Genomic DNA, 15287 nt, shown 5'->3' on the forward strand with positions numbered 1-15287 from the left:
GACGCCCCATGCCCCGAACCCTGACACGCGACCTGCTCGAACGCGGCCGCGACCGCCAGCTTCGCCTGGCGGTCACCGGCCTGTCGCGGGCGGGCAAGACCGCCTTTCTCACCTCACTGGTCGACCAGCTGCGCCATGCCGGGCTCGAGGCCCGCCTCGACCTGCTACCGGCGGCCCGGGAGGGGCGCCTGCTGGGGGCCCGCCGGGTCGAGCAACAGGACCTCGGCGTGCCGCGCTTTCCCTTCGACCGCGCCCTGGCCGCCCTCGACGAGGCCCCGCCGCGCTGGCCCGAGCCGACCCGCGGCATCAGCGAGCTGCGCCTGTCGATCCGCTACCGGCCGCGCCGCCCCGGCTGGATCGGCGGCGATACCCGGCGGCTGACCCTGGACCTGTTCGACTATCCCGGCGAGTGGCTGCTCGACCTGCCGCTGCTCGGCCACGACTTCGCCAGCTGGTGCCGTGCCCAGCGCTTCGACGGCGAGCGCGCCGCGCTGTTCGCCGACTGGCAGCGCGAGGTGGCGGACCTGGACCCGGCCCGGGAAGTCGACGAGGCCCGCCTGGCCGAGATCGCCGAGCGCTACGCCGAGGGCCTGCGGGCGGCCCGGGAGGCCGGCTTCTCGGACCTGCAGCCGGGGCGTTTCCTGCTGCCCGGCGAACTCGAGGGCGCCCCGGTGCTGCAGTTCTTTCCCCTGCCGGGGCTCGACGCCGCCGATCCGGCGGACCTCGAGCGACTGCCGCCGGAGAGCCTCTACGCCACCCTGGCGCGGCGCTTTCGCCACTATCAGCAGCACATCGTCAAGCCCTTCTACCGGGAACACTTCCGCCGCTTCGACCGCCAGATCGTGCTGGTCGACGTGCTGGGGGCATTGAATGCCGGCCCGGAACGCTTCGAGGACCTGTCCGGGGCACTGACGCGGCTGATGCAGAGCTTCGACTACGGCCGGCGCAGCCTGCTGTCGCGACTGTTCGCCCCGCGCATCGACCGCCTGGCCATCGCCGCCACCAAGGCCGACCACGTTACCCCCGAGCAGCATGGCCCCCTCACCGGGCTGCTCGAGGCACTGCTCGCCGAGCCGCTCAAGGACCTGCGCTTCGCCGACGTGCCGGTGCGCGCCCTGAGCCTGGCCGCGATCCGCGCCACCGAGGCCCGCGAGGTCGAGCAGCGCGGCCGGCGCCAGCCGGCCCTGCGCGGCACCACCCTGGCGGGCGAGGAAACGCTGCTGTTCCCCGGCGAGGTCCCGGCGCGGCTGCCCGACGCCGACTTCTGGCGCCGCCAGGGCTTCACCTTCACCGCCTTCCGCCCCCTGCCCCGGGACGCCGGCGCCCTGCCCCATATCCGCCTGGACGCCGCCCTGGACTGGCTGATCGGAGACAAGCTGACATGACCGCCCCCCGCGAATCCGACCCGCGGCCCGGCCAGCGCTTCACGCTGGAGACCGACCCCGCTGGACAAACGCCCGAGGCGCCGGCCCCGGAACGCCTCTTCGATCCGGCCCAGACGCATCATCCGCCGACGCCGGCGGCGCCCGACGCACCGCCCGGCGAAAGCGAGGCCGCCGTGACCGCCGGCCTGGCGCCGCCGAAGCGGCGACGCTGGGGGATGCTCTGCCTGCTGGTCGCGGGGCTCGGCCTGGGCGCCGGGGAGCTCGCCCTGTCGATACCCGCCGCCCTGGCCGAGGGCGACTGGCTGGGCCTCGGCTGGGGCCTGCTCGGGCTCGGCGCCATCGGCCTGGGGGGCGGCGCCCTGGCTCGGGAGCTGTGGCGGCTACGCCGGCTGCGCCGCCATGAGCGGCTGCGCGAGACGCTCTCGGCACTGCCGGAGGCCTCCTCGCGCCAGGCCGGCGCCACCGCCGAACGGCTGCGCCGCCAGCTCCGCCTGGACGACGACCATCCTCACTGGCAGGCCTTCCTCGCCGCCCATGAACCCCATCATGACGGCCGCGAGACCCGCGCCCTGCTGGCCCATCACCTGCTGGCCCCGCGGGACCGCGAGGCGCGGCGGCTGATCTCGCGGATGAGCGGCGAGACCGCGGTGATGGTGGCGCTGAGCCCGCTGACCCTGGTCGACATGGCACTGGTGGCCTGGCGCCACCTGTCGTTGATCGACCGGCTGTGCCGGCTCTACGGCCTGGAACTCGGCTACGCGGCGCGCCTGCGGCTGTTTCGCCAGGTGCTGCGCGACATGGCCTTCGCCGGGGCCAGCGAGCTGGCCGGCGAGGCCGGCATGGAGTGGCTGTCGCTGAACCTGGCCGGACGCCTCTCGGCACGGGCCGGCCAGGGCATGGCGGTCGGCCTGCTGGGGGCGCGGCTGGGGCTGCGCGCCCAGCGGCTGACGCGGCCGCTGGCCTTCGACGAGGCCGAGCGCCCGCGCATCGCCGACCTGCGTCGCGAGCTGTGGAGCCGCCTGCGGCGACTGGAGCGCCGCGAGGACGACGGGACATGACGAGGATCAGCCCACACCGGCCACAGGAGGGCTAGGCTGTAGGGTGTGCCTACGGCCAAGGAGACCTTCCCATGTTCCAGTCCATCCTCGTGCCCGTCGACGGCTCCGAGCATTCGCGCCTGGCGCTGTGCGTGGCCTGCAAGCTGGCCCGCCAGGAGGACGGCCGCATCGTCCTGCTGCACGTCCCCGAGGCGCTGTCCCACGAGCCCCTGCTGGTATGGGGCATCGGCGCGGTGCCCATGGGCGCAACCCTCGAGAAGCGCGAGCAGGTCGGCCGCGAGCTGCTCGACCATGCCATCGAGGAGGCCAGGGCCCTGGGCGTCGAACAGGCCACGCCGGTGCTCACCCAAGGCGACCCCAGCCAGGCGATCCTGGCGGCGGCCGAGGAGCACGGCGTCGAGGCCATCGTCATGGGCAGCCGCGGTCTCAGCGACCTCAAGGGCCTGGTGGTGGGCAGCGTCTCCCACAAGGTCAGCCACGGTGCCGCCTGCCGGGTGATCACCGTCCACTGACCGGCGCCGAGGCCAGGCTGAAGCGCCGCCCCTCTCTTCGGCTCGGAGATGACAGCCATGTTCCGAACGATCCTGGTGCCGGTCGACGGCTCTTCCCATGCCCGCAAGGCGCTGTCCCTGGCCTGCCAGCTGCTGGCAGGCCGGGACGACGCGCGGCTGCTGCTGCTCAACGTGCCCGAGGCCGAGCCACGGGAGCCGCCGCTGGTGTGGGGCGTGGGCCGCCAGGCCGTGGCGGCCTCACGCGACGAGCAGTCAAGGCGCGCCCAGGGCCTGGTCGAGGCGGCCGCCGAGGAGGCCCGCGACCGGGGCGTGCATCACGTGGAGCCCCTGATCGATCACGGCGACCCGGTGCGCATCATCCTCGCGCTGGCCGAGAACCGCGACGTGGACGCCATCCTGATGGGCAGCCGCGGCCTGAGCGACCTGCGTGGCCTGCTCACCGGCAGTGTCTCCCACAAGGTCGCCCACGCCGCCACCTGCAGCGTGATCACCGTGCACTGAGCGCCGGGTCACCCATCAGTTCCCGCCCCAGCGGGGTCAGCCACTCGGGGCCGCCGCGGGCGGCGAAATCCACCTCGAAATCGTCCGGAGCGAAGTCCGGCGGCGTGCGCCCCGCCTCGAAGGCCCGCCACTGCCCTGCCAGGTAGGCGGCATTCTTGTCGCACCAGGGCGCCGCGCCGATGTAGATCACGTTGCTGTCCTCGTGCCCCCGGTGCTCGGGATCCACCGCATGCACCACGTCGCAGTGCCACCAGATGGTATCGCCGGGCGCCAGGTCGGGGATCGGCGTCAGCGCCTCGAGCAGCGGCGCATGCCAGTGCGGGTCCACCGACAGCGCCCGGCCCGGCCGGGCGCCGCACAGGTCGTCTTCCGGCACGTCGTCCTGCAGGGCGCGCAGCAGCAGGTAGCTCATGGCGTTGGCGACGGGGATCAGGTTGAGGGTGCCCGCCCCGCCGCGCTGCGCCGTCAGCGCCGTCCAGCCCTGGAAGGTGCGGAACATCGAGCATACCGCCGGCGATTTCACCTCGCGCACCCGGGTGCGGCTGCGGGCGTCGAAGGGATCGAAGCGCTCCGGCCGACCATCGAAGACGTGCCGGTAGACGTCGCGGAAGTTGGCCTCCAGCCAGCGTTCCACGGAACCGCCGTCCACGTGGGGCGACAGCCCCAGGCTCGCCGAGCCCGGCGGGCGGCGCCGCAACCGGTCGGCATAGCCGGCCAGGCGCCCGGGATCGAACGCCTCCCCCGCCCGCCACAGCCCATTGAGGAAGCGACAGGCCGCCACCAGGCGCGGATCCTGGCGCGCCAGCACCTGGGGACGCGACCAGTAGAGACCGTAGATCTGCGGCGTGCCCTGGTCGAGGCCGCCGAAGTAGGGATCCTCGGCGGCCTCGGCGAGGCGTGCCATGAAGCGGTTGCGCGCCAGGTAGTCGCCGATCTCGACGTTCCAGGCCGCGGCGGTGGCCGCCGGGAAGACGCCGTGGATGGCGCAGGCGCCGCGCCGGCGGATCTGCGCCAGGACCGCCTCATCGACCCGGTTGGCGACCACGTCGTCGGCCGCGAGGCGCGGGATCGGCGAACGGCCCGCCTCCCGTTCGGCACGAATCTCGGCCGCCTGGGCCCGCACGTCCGCCTCCGCGCGGGCGAAGGCACCGCGATAGTCGCCGATCCGGTGGCGCAGCTCGCGTTTGGTGGCGGCGATGGTCTCGCCGAGCCGCTCGAGATCGAGGGTAAAGGCTTCGCTTGGCATGATGGCCTCCTGTGTCAGGCGAGACGCCGCTCGCTGTCGGGATCGAAGAGCACCGCCCGACGCATGTCGACGCGCAGGCCGAGGCGCTCCCCCGCCGCCACCCGGCAGTCGGGGTTCACCCGGGCGGTGATCTCGCCGTCGCCGAGGGGCAGGCGCAGCAGGATATCGGCCCCGGTGGGCTCGACCACGCTGACGGTCGCCGACAGCGGCGTGCCCTCGGCCCGTTCGCCGAGACGCGCGTCTTCCTCGCTGAAGTGCTCGGGACGCAGGCCCAGCGTCAGCGTCCGACCGCAGCATTCGGCCAGGGCCGCGGTCTCGCGGCTCGCCGGCCAGGGCAGCAGCAGGTCGTCGGCGCCGGGCGTGGCGATGCGCAGGCGATAGTCCCCGGGGGCGCCCTCCAGCGTGGCCGCGATGACGTTCATCGACGGCGAGCCCATGAAGCCGGCCACGAAGAGGTCCACCGGGTCGTTGTAGATCTCGTCCGGGGTGCCGAACTGCAGGATTCGCCCGTCGCGCATCACGGCGATGCGGTCGGCCAGCGTCATGGCCTCGATCTGGTCGTGGGTCACGTAGACGATGGTGGTGCCCAGTCGCTGGTGCAGCTTCTTGATCTCGGTGCGCATCTCCACCCGCAGCTTGGCGTCGAGGTTGGAGAGCGGTTCGTCGAACAGGTAGACCTTGGGCTCGCGGGCCAGCGCCCGGCCCATGGCCACCCGCTGGCGCTGACCGCCGGAGAGCTGGGACGGCTTGCGCTCGAGCAGGTGCGAGATCTGCAGCAGGTCGGCGACCCGCTCCACGGCGGCCTCGCGCTCGGCCTTGGGCACCCTGCGCATCTCCAGCCCGAAGGCGATGTTGCCGCGCACCGTCATGCTCGGGTAGAGCGCATAGGACTGGAAGACCATGGCGATGTCGCGCTCGGCGGGCGTCGCCCAGGTGACGTCCTCGCCGGCGATGCGGATCGTCCCCGCGGTCACCGGCTCCAGGCCGGCGATGGCGTTCATCAGGGTCGACTTGCCGCAGCCGGAGGGGCCGACCAGGATCAGGAACTCGCCCGAGTCGATGGCCAGGCTGACGTCCTTGAGCACCTGGGTGCTGCCGAAGGCCTTGCAGACATTGTCGATTTCCAGAGCTGACATGGCGATTTACCTCGCGTTGTTATCCCTTGACCGAACCGGCGGTGAGCCCCCGCACGAAATACTTGCCGGCCAGCACATAGACCAGCAGGGTCGGCAGCGCGGCGATCATGGCGGCGGCCATGTCGACGTTGTACTCCTTGACCCCGGTCGAGGTGTTGACCAGGTTGTTGAGCGCCACCGTCACCGGCTGGGTGTCGTGCCCGGAGAAGGCCACCCCGAACAGGAAGTCGTTCCAGATCTGGGTGAACTGCCAGATCACCGAGACCACGATGATCGGCTTGGAGACCGGCAGCAGGATGCGCCAGAAGATGCGGAAGAAGCCCGCCCCGTCCAGCTTGGCCGCCGACACCAGCTCATCGGGGATCGACACGTAGAAGTTGCGGAAGAACAGCGTGGTGAAGGCGATGCCGAACACCACGTGCACCAGCACCAGGCCGGCTCGGGAACTCGAAAGCCCGAGCCAGCCCAGGGTCTGGGCCATGGGCAGCAGGATGACCTGGAAGGGAATGAAGCAGCCGAACAGCATCAGCGCGAACAGCAGTTCCGCCCCGCGGAAGCGCCACTTGGTCAGGGCATAGCCGTTCAGCGCGCCGATCAGGGTGGCGATGGCCACCGCCGGGATGACGATGGCAAAGGAGTTCCAGAAGTAGCCGCTCACCCCCTCGCAGCGCATGCCGGTGCAGGCCGAGCCCCAGGCCTTGAGCCAGGGCGCCAGCGTCGGGTCGTCGGGTAGCGTCAGCAGGCTGCCGGCGCCGATCTCGTCGAGGGGCTTGAGCGAGGTCAGCACCATCACCGCCAGCGGCAGCAGATACCACAGCGCGGCGACGACCAGCACCAGCTGCAGCAGCCAGCGCCCGGCACGCGCCGCCGGCGTCCGGGAGCGAATCACGTTATCCATGTCGACGGCTCCGCAGTTCGGAATACAGATAGGGCACCAGGATCGCCAGCACCCCGCCGAGCATCAGGATGGCGCTGGCCGAGCCCATGCCGATCTGGGCCCGGGTGAAGGCGTGGGCGTACATGAAGGTCGCCGGCAGGTCGGAGGCGTAGCCCGGTCCACCGCCGGTCAGCGCCACCACCAGGTCGAAACTCTTGATGGCGATGTGCGAGAGGATCATCACCGCGCTGAACACCACCGGCCGCAGGCAGGGCATCACCACCCGCCAGTAGACCCGCGGCAGGCTGGCCCCGTCGAGCTGGGCGGCCTTGAGGATGCTGTCGTCGATGCCGCGCAGGCCGGCCAGGAACAGCGCCATGACGAAGCCCGAGGCCTGCCACACCGCGGCGATCACCAGGGTGTAGACCGCCATGTCGGGATCCACCAGCCAGTCGAAGGTGAACGACTCGAAGCCCCAGCCGCGCACCATCGCCTGGATGCCCAGGCCCGGGTTGAGCAGCCACTTCCACACCACCCCGGTGACGATGAACGACAGCGCCATGGGATACAGGTAGATCGTGCGCAGCACGCCCTCCTGGCGGATCCGCTGGTCGAGCAGGATCGCCAGGCCGGCCCCCAGCACCAGGCAGATGCCGACGAACAGCGCGCCGAACAGGCCGAGGTTGGTGGCCGCCACCCACCAGCGCTCGTTGGCCATCAGCCGCGCATACTGGGCGAAACCGACGAAGTCGTAGCTGGGCAGCATGCGCGAGTCGGTCAGCGAGAGGACGAAGGTCCACAGCATGAAGCCATAGATGAAGCACAGCGAGATCGCCACGGACGGCGCCAGCACCAGCTTGGGCAGCCAGGCCTGGAAGCGCCCCGTGAGACTGGCTCGCGCCGCGGGACGCCCGCCGCGCCGCCAGGCGTCCGCGTGGGTCGAAACGGATTTCATGGGATCACCTCACACTCGAGGAAGGGGCGGCGCCCGCACGTCGACGGGCGCCGGGCGGGAACGCTCAGAGGGCCAGGCTGGCGGCCTGGGCCAGCCGCTCGGCGGCCTGGTCGGCGCTCATGTCGCTCGAGTTGAAGTAGTTGGTGATGATATCGAAGAAGGCGCCCTGGACGTCGCTGCGCATGGCCATGCGGTGCGCCATGCTGGGCACCAGGGTGTCGGCGTCGCTGGCGGCCTGGAAGTCGTTCATGGAACGTTGGGCGCAGTCGTCGAAGCCGCTCATGTCGAGGTCCGGGCGCGCCGGGATCGAGCCCTTGAGCTGGTTGAAGGTCTGCTGGAACTCCGGCTCCAGAACCAGCCGCGCCATGGCGTACTGGGCGTCCCGCGCCGCCTGGTCGCCGAGCTTGAACATGGCGAAGCTGTCGATATTGAAGGTGAAGGCGTCCTCGCTGCCCGGCACCGGCGCACAGCGATAGTCCTCGCCGGCCTGCATGTCGGCGGCGGTGAACTCGCCCTTGGCCCAGTCGCCCATGATCTGCATGGCGGCCTCGCCGTCGATCACCATGCCGGTGGCCAGGTTCCAGTCGCGCCCCGGCATGCCCTCGTCCATCAGCCCGCGCAGGCGCTTGAAGGTGGTCAGCGCCTCGATCATGGTCTCGCCGGTAAGGGTCTGCTCGTCGAGGTCGACGAAGGCGCGGCGATAGAGGTCGCTGCCGCCGAGGCTGAGCACCACGCTCTCGAACAGGGTGGCGTCCTGCCAGGGCTGACCGCCATGGGCCAACGGCACGTAGCCCGCCTCGCGCAGGGCCTCGCCGGCGGCGAACATCTCCTCCCAGCTGGTCGGCATCTCGACCCCGGCGTCATCCAGCACCTCGGGATTGGCCCACAGCCAGTTGACCCGGTGGACGTTCACCGGCACCGCCACGTAGTGGCCGTCGTGGCGCATCATGTCGGCCACCACCTCGGGCAGCAGCGCGTCCCAGTCGCCCTGCTCCGCCACGCCGTCGAGATTGCCGAGCAGGCCGAGCTCGCCCCACTCCTGGATCTCCGGGCCGTTGATCTGCGCCGCCGCCGGCGGATTGCCGGACATCGCCCGGGACTTGAGCACCGTCATGGCGCTGTCGCCGGCCCCACCGGCCACCGCGAAGTCCTTCCATTCATGCCCTTCCGCCTCGAGCAGGTCGCGCAGCTCGCCCACCGCCTTGGCCTCGCCGCCGGAGGTCCACCAGTGCAGGACCTCGACCTCCCCGGCCTGCACCTGGCCGGCGCCGAGGGCACCGGCCGCGGTCAGTCCCAGCAGGGCATGGCGGAGTGGGGTGAATCGCATCAATGCGCGCATGTGACGTGTCTCCCGGTTGTTGTTGTCGATGGCCGCCCGACACGGCGGCAAGGGACACGCTAGCGCATTCGCGTTATCGATAGGCGTTACCTAATACTGGATAGTATTGCCGTGATGTTACGAGGCTGAAACATGCCGCCGGCCCAGCGCCTCGATCACGTCGTGGCAGGCGCCCATGGTGTGATAGTCGACCTTGCCGGCCGGGCTCTTGACGTCGGAGTAGCGGCGGTTGTCCGCGGTCAGAATGCGGTACCAGCCGCCATGACGATGATCGATGAAGTGGCGCCAGCTGTAGTCCCAGAGCCGCTCGTACCAGCGCCAGAAGGCGGGCCGTCCGGTGCGCACCCCAAGCAACGCCGCCGCCGCCAGGCTCTCGGCCTGCACCCAGAAGTACTTGTCGCCGTCGCACACTTGCTGCGCCGGGTCGAGGCCGTAGACCAGGCCGCCATGGGTGCGATCCCAGCCCATCGCCGCGCTGGACAGGAACAGCCGCTCGGCGGTGGGCACCAGCCACGGCTCGGCACGGTGGCGTTCGAGCATCACCAGCAGCTTGGCCCACTCGGTCTGGTGGCCGACCTGGTAGCCCCAAGGGCGGAACAGGTGGGCCGGGTCGTCGCGATTGTAGTCCCAGTCGGGCCGCCACTGGGCATCGTAGTGCTCCCAGATCCAGCCATGGGGATGGTCACGATTGGCCACGGTAATGGCCCGGGCGATGGCCAACGCCTGGTCGAGGAAGGCGGCCTCGCCGGTGGCCTCGAAGGCGGCGATCAGCGCCTCGCAGCCGTGCATGTTGGCGTTCTGGCCACGATAGGCCGAGACCCGCCAGTCACGATCGGCCTCGTCGGCGAAGCGCTGCCAGCGCGGCTCCCAGAAACGTTTCTGCAGCAACCGATGCACCGCATGGAGGCCGTCTCGCGCCTCGTCGATGCCGGCCTTGAGCGCCTCGGCATAGGCCAGCAGCACGAAGGCCAGCCCGTAACAGTGGTGGGTGTCGTCTTCCACCACCCCGGCGTCGAGGGTCCAGGCGTAGCCCTGGGTGGCGGTCTGGAAATGCGCCTTCTCCAGGTAGGCCAGGCCATGGCGGGCCCAGTGGCGATACTCGTCGCCGCCGCCATGGCGGGCGTAACGGGCATAGGTCACCACGTAGCGGGCGCTGGACACCAGGTGGCGGTGCTCGCGGTCGAGGATGGTGCCGTCGTCGAGCAGGTAGTGGAAGAAGCCGCCGTGCGGGTCGATGGCGCGCGGATGATAGAAGGCCATGGTCTTGCGCACCTGGGCGGCGAGAAAGGCGGGATCGTAGACGTTCACTGGGCTCCTCCTGCGTGAATGCGACATCCAGCCTAGCGCGGGCCGAGGGGGATGCCGTGTTTCCGAGTGCTGCGAAGTATTACGGGGCCAGCGGCCCGGGGCGCGGCAGCACGAGCCGCACCAGCAGCCCGCCGCCGGGCGGGTCGTCGAGATGCAGCCGACCGCCGTGGGCCTCGAGGATGTGCCGGGCGATGCCCAGCCCCAGGCCGTTGCCGCCGGTATGCCGGCTACGGGAGGGTTCGAGCCGCACGAAGGGCTCGAAGACCCGTTCACGCTGGGCCGCCGGAATCCCCGGCCCATGGTCGCGAATGTCGAGGCGCAGGGTCCGCTCGTCGTCCGCCAGCGTCACCTCGGCCCGCCGGCCGTAGAAGACGGCATTCTCCAGCAGGTTGGCCAGGCAGCGCTTGAGGGCCAGTGGCTTGGCCGCCAGCGGCGACGCCCCGCCTTCGATGGTCACCTCGCCGCCCTGCAGGCGCAACTCGTCGGCCAGCGCCTCGAGCAGGGCCCGCGGCTCGACGATTTCGACCGCCTCGTGCATGTCGAGCCCCTTGACCGAATCCAGGGCGCCCCGCACCAGCCGGTCGAGCTCGTCGAGGGAGGCGCAGAAGCGTTCGCGCTGCGCCTCGTCGTCGAGCATCTCGGCGCGCAGGCGCAGCCGCGTGATGGGGGTCTTGAGGTCGTGGGAGATCGCCGAGAACAGTCGCTCGCGCTCCTCCAGCTGATGGCGGATGCGGCGCTGCATGCGATTGAAGGCCACCGCCGAGGCCGCGACCTCCCGCGGGCCACCCTCGCCGAGCGGCGGTGCGTCCAGGTCGTCGCCGAGGCGCCGCGCCGCCCGGGCCAGCCGTGCCAGGGTCCGCGTGGCGCTGCGGATCCCCAGCCACGACAGGCCGATCACGGTGAGCAGCACCACCAGCAGCACGAACAGGCGATCCGCGGACAGCCAGTGGCGCGCGTCCAGGCCCTCCGGTACCGGCAAGAGGGTCGCCACGTAGAGCCACTGGGCGTCCTCCAGGGGCAGCTGCACCACCAGGATCGGCTGCGACGGCGGCGCCGTCAGCAGGCTGTGTTGGCCCCAGCGCGGCGGCAGGTCGCGCAGCGGCACCTCGTTGTTGAGCAGCCGCAGGGTGTCGGGCCGGGAGAAGCTCACCACCGCCTCGGTGGCGCCGAGCTCGGCGCGCAGCACGTCGCGAAAGTTGTCGCTCACCAGCCGCGCCTCGGGTCCGGCACCGACATCGGCCACGCCGATGCGGTGATCGTTGACGCTGACGAAGAAGCGCGTGCCGCCCATGTCGCGCAGCTGGTCGAGCACGATATGGCGGTAGCCGTAGGGCAGCGAGCGGAAGAAGCGCACCGTGGAGGCCACGCTGTAGGCGATGTCGCGGGACAGCTCGTCGAGCCGGGCGAGCCGGCCGTCGCGTACCTGGGCCGTCCAGATGGCGTAGCTGGCGAGCTGGGCGCCGAGCACCCCGACCAGCATGATCAGCAGGAAACGGCCGCGCAGGGTGCGCGGCAGCCAGCGCGCCAGGCGGCGGCGGCCGCGTCGCCAGGCGCCGCGGCTCACGCGATCACGTCCACCCGGGCCGCCAGCACGTAGCCCGCACCGCGCACGGTGCGAATCAGCGCCGAATGCTGGGCGTCCTCGCCCAGCCGCTGGCGCAGCCGGCAGACATGCACGTCGATGGAGCGATCCAGCGGCGGCGCCGGTCGCCCGCGGGTCAGGTCGAACAGGGCGTCGCGAGACAGCACCTGCTCGGCATGGTCGAGGAAGGCCTGCAACAGCGTGAAATCGGCGCCGGAGAGCGCGCTGCGCGCGCCGTCGGCGCCGATCAGCTCACGGGTCACGCGATCCAGCCGCCAGTCGCCGAAGGCCACCACCCGGGCCCGCGCCGGGGCGATCGCCGGCTCCCGGGGCCGGCAGCGGCGCAGCACCGCCTTGACCCGAGCCAGCAGCTCGCGGGGATTGAAGGGCTTGCCCAGGTAGTCGTCGGCGCCGAGTTCGAGGCCGAGGATGCGGTCGGTCTCGTCGGGGCTGGCGGTGAGCATGATGATCGGCAGTTCGCCGTCGCGGCGCACCTCGCGGCAGATCGCGAAGCCGTCGTCGCCGGGCAGCATCAGGTCGACGATCAGCAGGTCGGGACGCTCGGTGGCGAGCAAGTCGCGCAGCGCCACGGCATCCGCCGCCACCAGGGCGCGATAGCCGTGGCGCCCCAGGTAGTCGGCCAGCAGGTCGCGAATCTCCGGGTCGTCGTCGACCACGATCAGGGTAGCGGCGGGGGTTGTCATGCCGAACACCTTACCCCCGGCACCGGCCCCGGGCGATACCACCAAGGTGGCAGCGCCCGAGCTCATTGCTCCCAAGATCGCTCTCGGTGTCTCATGCCACCGAGAGCGATACCCCCTGGGCGGGAGTCGACAATGCCACCGGGCACATGGGAAATGGCGACCGGGGCATTCGGTCGTCAGCTGTGGCCGCCGCCGAGACTCACCGCAATGTTCTTGGTTTGCAGGTAATTATCGAGGGCTTCAAGGCCCTTTTCCCGCCCGTACCCCGAGCGTCGCTGGCCACCGAATGGTGTCTCGATGCCGCCGGCAAACCACTCGTTGACGAACACCTGCCCCGCCTGCAGGCGAGTCGCCGTCGCCATGGCCCGGTCGAGGTCACGGGTAAACACCCCGGCCACCAGGCCGTAGTCGGTGCCGTTGGCCATTTGGATCGCCTCCTCCGTCGAGGAAAACTTGAGCACCGACAGCACCGGGCCGAAGACCTCTTCCTGGGCGATGGCCATCTCCGGCTTCACGTCCGTGAACACCGTGGGCGCCATGAAGTAACCCGGGCGCGGTAACGCCGCCCCGCCGGTCGCCAGGGTCGCACCTTCCACGACCGCGCCACGGCACAGCGCCTCGACCCGCTCACGCTGAGCCGCCGAGATCAATGGCGTGAGATCGGGGTTTTCCAGCCCATGCCCCACGCGAAGTTCCTCGGCCAGGGCCACCACACGCTCGACCAGCACATCATGGATCGACTCGTGGACCAGCAAGCGCGACAGCGCGGAGCAGACCTGGCCGGCATTGAAGAAGATGCCGCCACGTACGCTCTCGATCACCCTGTCGAGATCGGCGTCGTCGTGAACGACCGCCGCCGACTTGCCGCCGAGTTCCATCACACTGGGAATCACGCGCTCCGCCGCCGCATGCAGAATCGAGCGCCCCGTGGGTACGGAACCGGTAAACACGATTTGATCGACCTCGGGATGGGACACCAGCGCCGCCCCGGCCTCACTCCCCCAGCCCGTGAGGATATTGACCGCGCCCGCCGGTACCCCGGCGCGCTCGCAGGCCACGCCGAGCAGCAACACCGCGAGGGGCGCAAGCTCCGGCGTCTTGATCACCACCGAATTGCCGGTGGCCAGGGCCGCGGACAGAGAGCGCGCGGCGATACCCACCGGGAAGTTCCAGGGTACGACCTGGGCCGAAACCCCGAGGGGCTCACGCTGTGTCCAGTCGACGTAACCATCGCCAAGGGGGATCGAACGTCCCTCCAGCTTGTCGGCCATGCCACCGTAGTATTCGAAGTAGCGCGCCGCCTCCTCGAATTCGCCTCGCGCGTCCTTCAACGGCTTGCCCGACTCCCGGCACAGCAACTCGGCGCCCTCATCGGTCAAGTCGCGTATCTCGCGAGCGACCCGAAACATCAGCTCCAGGCGCTGGGCGGGGCGCAGCCCCGTCAGGCGGCGCGAGCGATGACACTCGGCGGCCGCACGCACCGCATCATCGACGTCACCGGGCCCTGCCAGCATCACCTCGGCGAAGGTTTCCCCGGTTCCCGGGTCTTCTACCGCGATGTGCTGCGAGCCATCGACCCACTGCCCGGCGATGAAACTCTTCCAGGGGGCGCCGGCCTGGGGCCGCGCCCTCCCCACCCTGTCGTTCGCTGTGGTCACGGCGCTCTCCCCTTGATTCGCTGTGAAAACCATTAAAGCCCACTTTCCTCGATAAACTCTTGAGCCACCATGGGAATGGACACCTTGTCGACGTCGACACGCTCATTCAGGCGACGCATCACGGCGGTATCGAGCTTGTCGGAAATCTCCTCGAGGATGCCTCTCACTTCCGGGTGCTCCTGCAGTGTCTCCTGACGCACGACGGGGCACATCGAGTAGTCGGGGAAGAACCGCTTGTCATCCTCCAGGAGACGAAGATCGAAGGCGCTGATGCGACCGTCCGTGGAGGTGATCATGGCCACATCGACCTGCTCGTTCTTCAGCGCCGTGCTGTAGAGGCCAACCGCCATGAGAACCTTCTCCGGTCGCGGCACACGAAAGTCGTAGGCTCGCTCCATGCCCTTGAGGCCATCGGAACGATTGGCCGACTCCGATGTCGCCGCGAGACGCAGACTTTCTCCTTGACGATACGCCTCGGCCAGATCGCTGATGGTCTGATACTCATTGGTCAACTCCCTGCCACCCTTGACCGCCACGGACCAGGTATTATTGACATCGGAGCACTTCAACCACTCGAGCCCGATTTCTCTATCGGCCTCACGCACAGCCTGAATCGTCTCCTCCCGGGTCAGGCCATCCGTCTCCATGTCATTGTAAACGGCCAGCGAAGTACCGGTGTATTCCCAGTAGATATCGACCTCGCCATTCTCCTGGGCCATTCTCAGCATGGAGCTCTGCAAATTGTCGCTATTGCTCACTTCATAGCCATGCTCTCTCAGAACATCGCTGGTAATCGCCGAAACAAGCAGTTGCTCGGTATATCCCTTGCCGGCCACGGTGAGCTCCCCTTTCTCATCATCCGCCTGGGAAGTCCCCGAAAAGAATGCCACCGAAAGAGCCAGAAGGAAGAAAGAATTACACTTTGTCATTATGCCTACCTTTCAGTTTTATCAGCCAGAACAATCACTAACCTGAGACATCAAGAGAAGAAACCATTAAAGCACAGCCTCCAGCCCCGTCACTCTC

Annotated in this window: 14 protein-coding genes; 4 read left to right on the forward strand and 10 right to left on the reverse strand. The window is 69.7% G+C overall.

The window, feature by feature from the left end; translation table 11 throughout:
* The first annotated feature begins 8 nt into the window (after positions 1-8).
* The 4 genes from ACXAFN_RS00910 to ACXAFN_RS00925 all read left to right on the forward strand — a co-directional run bounded on the left by ACXAFN_RS00910 (position 9) and on the right by ACXAFN_RS00925 (position 3456).
* Positions 9-1385: a YcjX family GTP-binding protein gene (locus tag ACXAFN_RS00910; RefSeq protein WP_474985375.1), complete on the forward strand. Its 1377-nt coding sequence runs from the start codon at positions 9-11 to the stop codon at positions 1383-1385.
* Positions 1382-2443: a TIGR01620 family protein gene (locus ACXAFN_RS00915; protein ID WP_474985377.1), complete on the forward strand. Its 1062-nt coding sequence runs from the start codon at positions 1382-1384 to the stop codon at positions 2441-2443. Before ACXAFN_RS00910 ends, ACXAFN_RS00915 begins: the two co-directional genes overlap by 4 nt.
* Before the next feature lie 71 nt (positions 2444-2514).
* Positions 2515-2955, forward strand: a complete 441-nt coding sequence (locus ACXAFN_RS00920) for a universal stress protein (RefSeq protein ID WP_474985379.1) — start codon at positions 2515-2517, stop codon at positions 2953-2955.
* 57 nt (positions 2956-3012) lie between these two features.
* A complete protein-coding gene (locus ACXAFN_RS00925) occupies positions 3013-3456 on the forward strand; it encodes a universal stress protein (RefSeq protein ID WP_474985381.1) in 444 nt (147 codons plus the stop codon).
* Here ACXAFN_RS00925 and ACXAFN_RS00930 read toward each other — a convergent pair.
* From ACXAFN_RS00930 to ACXAFN_RS00975, 10 genes are all read right to left on the reverse strand, one after another.
* Complete coding sequence (locus tag ACXAFN_RS00930) at positions 3443-4702, reverse strand: YbiU family protein (protein ID WP_474985382.1); 1260 nt, start codon at positions 4700-4702, stop codon at positions 3443-3445. The genes ACXAFN_RS00925 and ACXAFN_RS00930 overlap by 14 nt on opposite strands.
* A gap of 14 nt (positions 4703-4716) precedes the next feature.
* Positions 4717-5838 carry an ABC transporter ATP-binding protein gene (locus ACXAFN_RS00935; protein WP_474985384.1) on the reverse strand — a complete coding sequence of 374 codons (1122 nt, stop codon included), beginning with the start codon at positions 5836-5838 and terminating at the stop codon, positions 4717-4719.
* 19 nt (positions 5839-5857) lie between these two features.
* A complete protein-coding gene (locus ACXAFN_RS00940) occupies positions 5858-6736 on the reverse strand; it encodes a carbohydrate ABC transporter permease (protein WP_474985385.1) in 879 nt (292 codons plus the stop codon).
* Positions 6729-7670: a carbohydrate ABC transporter permease gene (locus tag ACXAFN_RS00945; RefSeq protein ID WP_474985387.1), complete on the reverse strand. Its 942-nt coding sequence runs from the start codon at positions 7668-7670 to the stop codon at positions 6729-6731. The genes ACXAFN_RS00940 and ACXAFN_RS00945 overlap by 8 nt, the downstream gene beginning before the upstream one ends.
* Positions 7671-7734: 64 nt before the next feature.
* Positions 7735-9009, reverse strand: a complete 1275-nt coding sequence (locus ACXAFN_RS00950; RefSeq protein WP_474985389.1) for an ABC transporter substrate-binding protein — start codon at positions 9007-9009, stop codon at positions 7735-7737.
* A 117-nt stretch (positions 9010-9126) separates the two neighbouring features.
* Positions 9127-10317 (reverse strand): AGE family epimerase/isomerase, encoded by a 1191-nt coding sequence (locus tag ACXAFN_RS00955; protein WP_474985391.1) that lies wholly within the window; start codon positions 10315-10317, stop codon positions 9127-9129.
* 79 nt (positions 10318-10396) lie between these two features.
* Positions 10397-11881, reverse strand: a complete 1485-nt coding sequence (locus tag ACXAFN_RS00960) for a sensor histidine kinase (RefSeq protein ID WP_474985392.1) — start codon at positions 11879-11881, stop codon at positions 10397-10399.
* A complete protein-coding gene (locus ACXAFN_RS00965) occupies positions 11878-12603 on the reverse strand; it encodes a response regulator (protein WP_474985394.1) in 726 nt (241 codons plus the stop codon). Before ACXAFN_RS00965 ends, ACXAFN_RS00960 begins: the two co-directional genes overlap by 4 nt.
* 176 nt (positions 12604-12779) lie before the next feature.
* Complete coding sequence (locus ACXAFN_RS00970; protein ID WP_474985396.1) at positions 12780-14261, reverse strand: aldehyde dehydrogenase family protein; 1482 nt, start codon at positions 14259-14261, stop codon at positions 12780-12782.
* Between the two features lie 32 nt (positions 14262-14293).
* Positions 14294-15190, reverse strand: a complete 897-nt coding sequence (locus ACXAFN_RS00975) for a glycine betaine ABC transporter substrate-binding protein (RefSeq protein WP_474985397.1) — start codon at positions 15188-15190, stop codon at positions 14294-14296.
* Between the last annotated feature and the right edge of the window lie 97 nt (positions 15191-15287).

It is taken from the genome of Halomonas sp. ABH4_019 (assembly GCF_056159885.1).

Coding starts and splice junctions, on each gene's coding strand:
- ACXAFN_RS00915 (WP_474985377.1), top strand. CDS start 1,382: ATGACCGCCCCCCGCGAATCCGACCCGCGGCCCGGCCAGCGCTTCACG.
- ACXAFN_RS00925 (WP_474985381.1), top strand. CDS start 3,013: ATGTTCCGAACGATCCTGGTGCCGGTCGACGGCTCTTCCCATGCCCGC.
- ACXAFN_RS00910 (WP_474985375.1), top strand. CDS start 9: ATGCCCCGAACCCTGACACGCGACCTGCTCGAACGCGGCCGCGACCGC.
- ACXAFN_RS00930 (WP_474985382.1), bottom strand. CDS start 4,702: ATGCCAAGCGAAGCCTTTACCCTCGATCTCGAGCGGCTCGGCGAGACC.
- ACXAFN_RS00975 (WP_474985397.1), bottom strand. CDS start 15,190: ATGACAAAGTGTAATTCTTTCTTCCTTCTGGCTCTTTCGGTGGCATTC.
- ACXAFN_RS00935 (WP_474985384.1), bottom strand. CDS start 5,838: ATGTCAGCTCTGGAAATCGACAATGTCTGCAAGGCCTTCGGCAGCACC.
- ACXAFN_RS00965 (WP_474985394.1), bottom strand. CDS start 12,603: ATGACAACCCCCGCCGCTACCCTGATCGTGGTCGACGACGACCCGGAG.
- ACXAFN_RS00945 (WP_474985387.1), bottom strand. CDS start 7,670: ATGAAATCCGTTTCGACCCACGCGGACGCCTGGCGGCGCGGCGGGCGT.
- ACXAFN_RS00940 (WP_474985385.1), bottom strand. CDS start 6,736: ATGGATAACGTGATTCGCTCCCGGACGCCGGCGGCGCGTGCCGGGCGC.
- ACXAFN_RS00950 (WP_474985389.1), bottom strand. CDS start 9,009: ATGCGCGCATTGATGCGATTCACCCCACTCCGCCATGCCCTGCTGGGA.
- ACXAFN_RS00920 (WP_474985379.1), top strand. CDS start 2,515: ATGTTCCAGTCCATCCTCGTGCCCGTCGACGGCTCCGAGCATTCGCGC.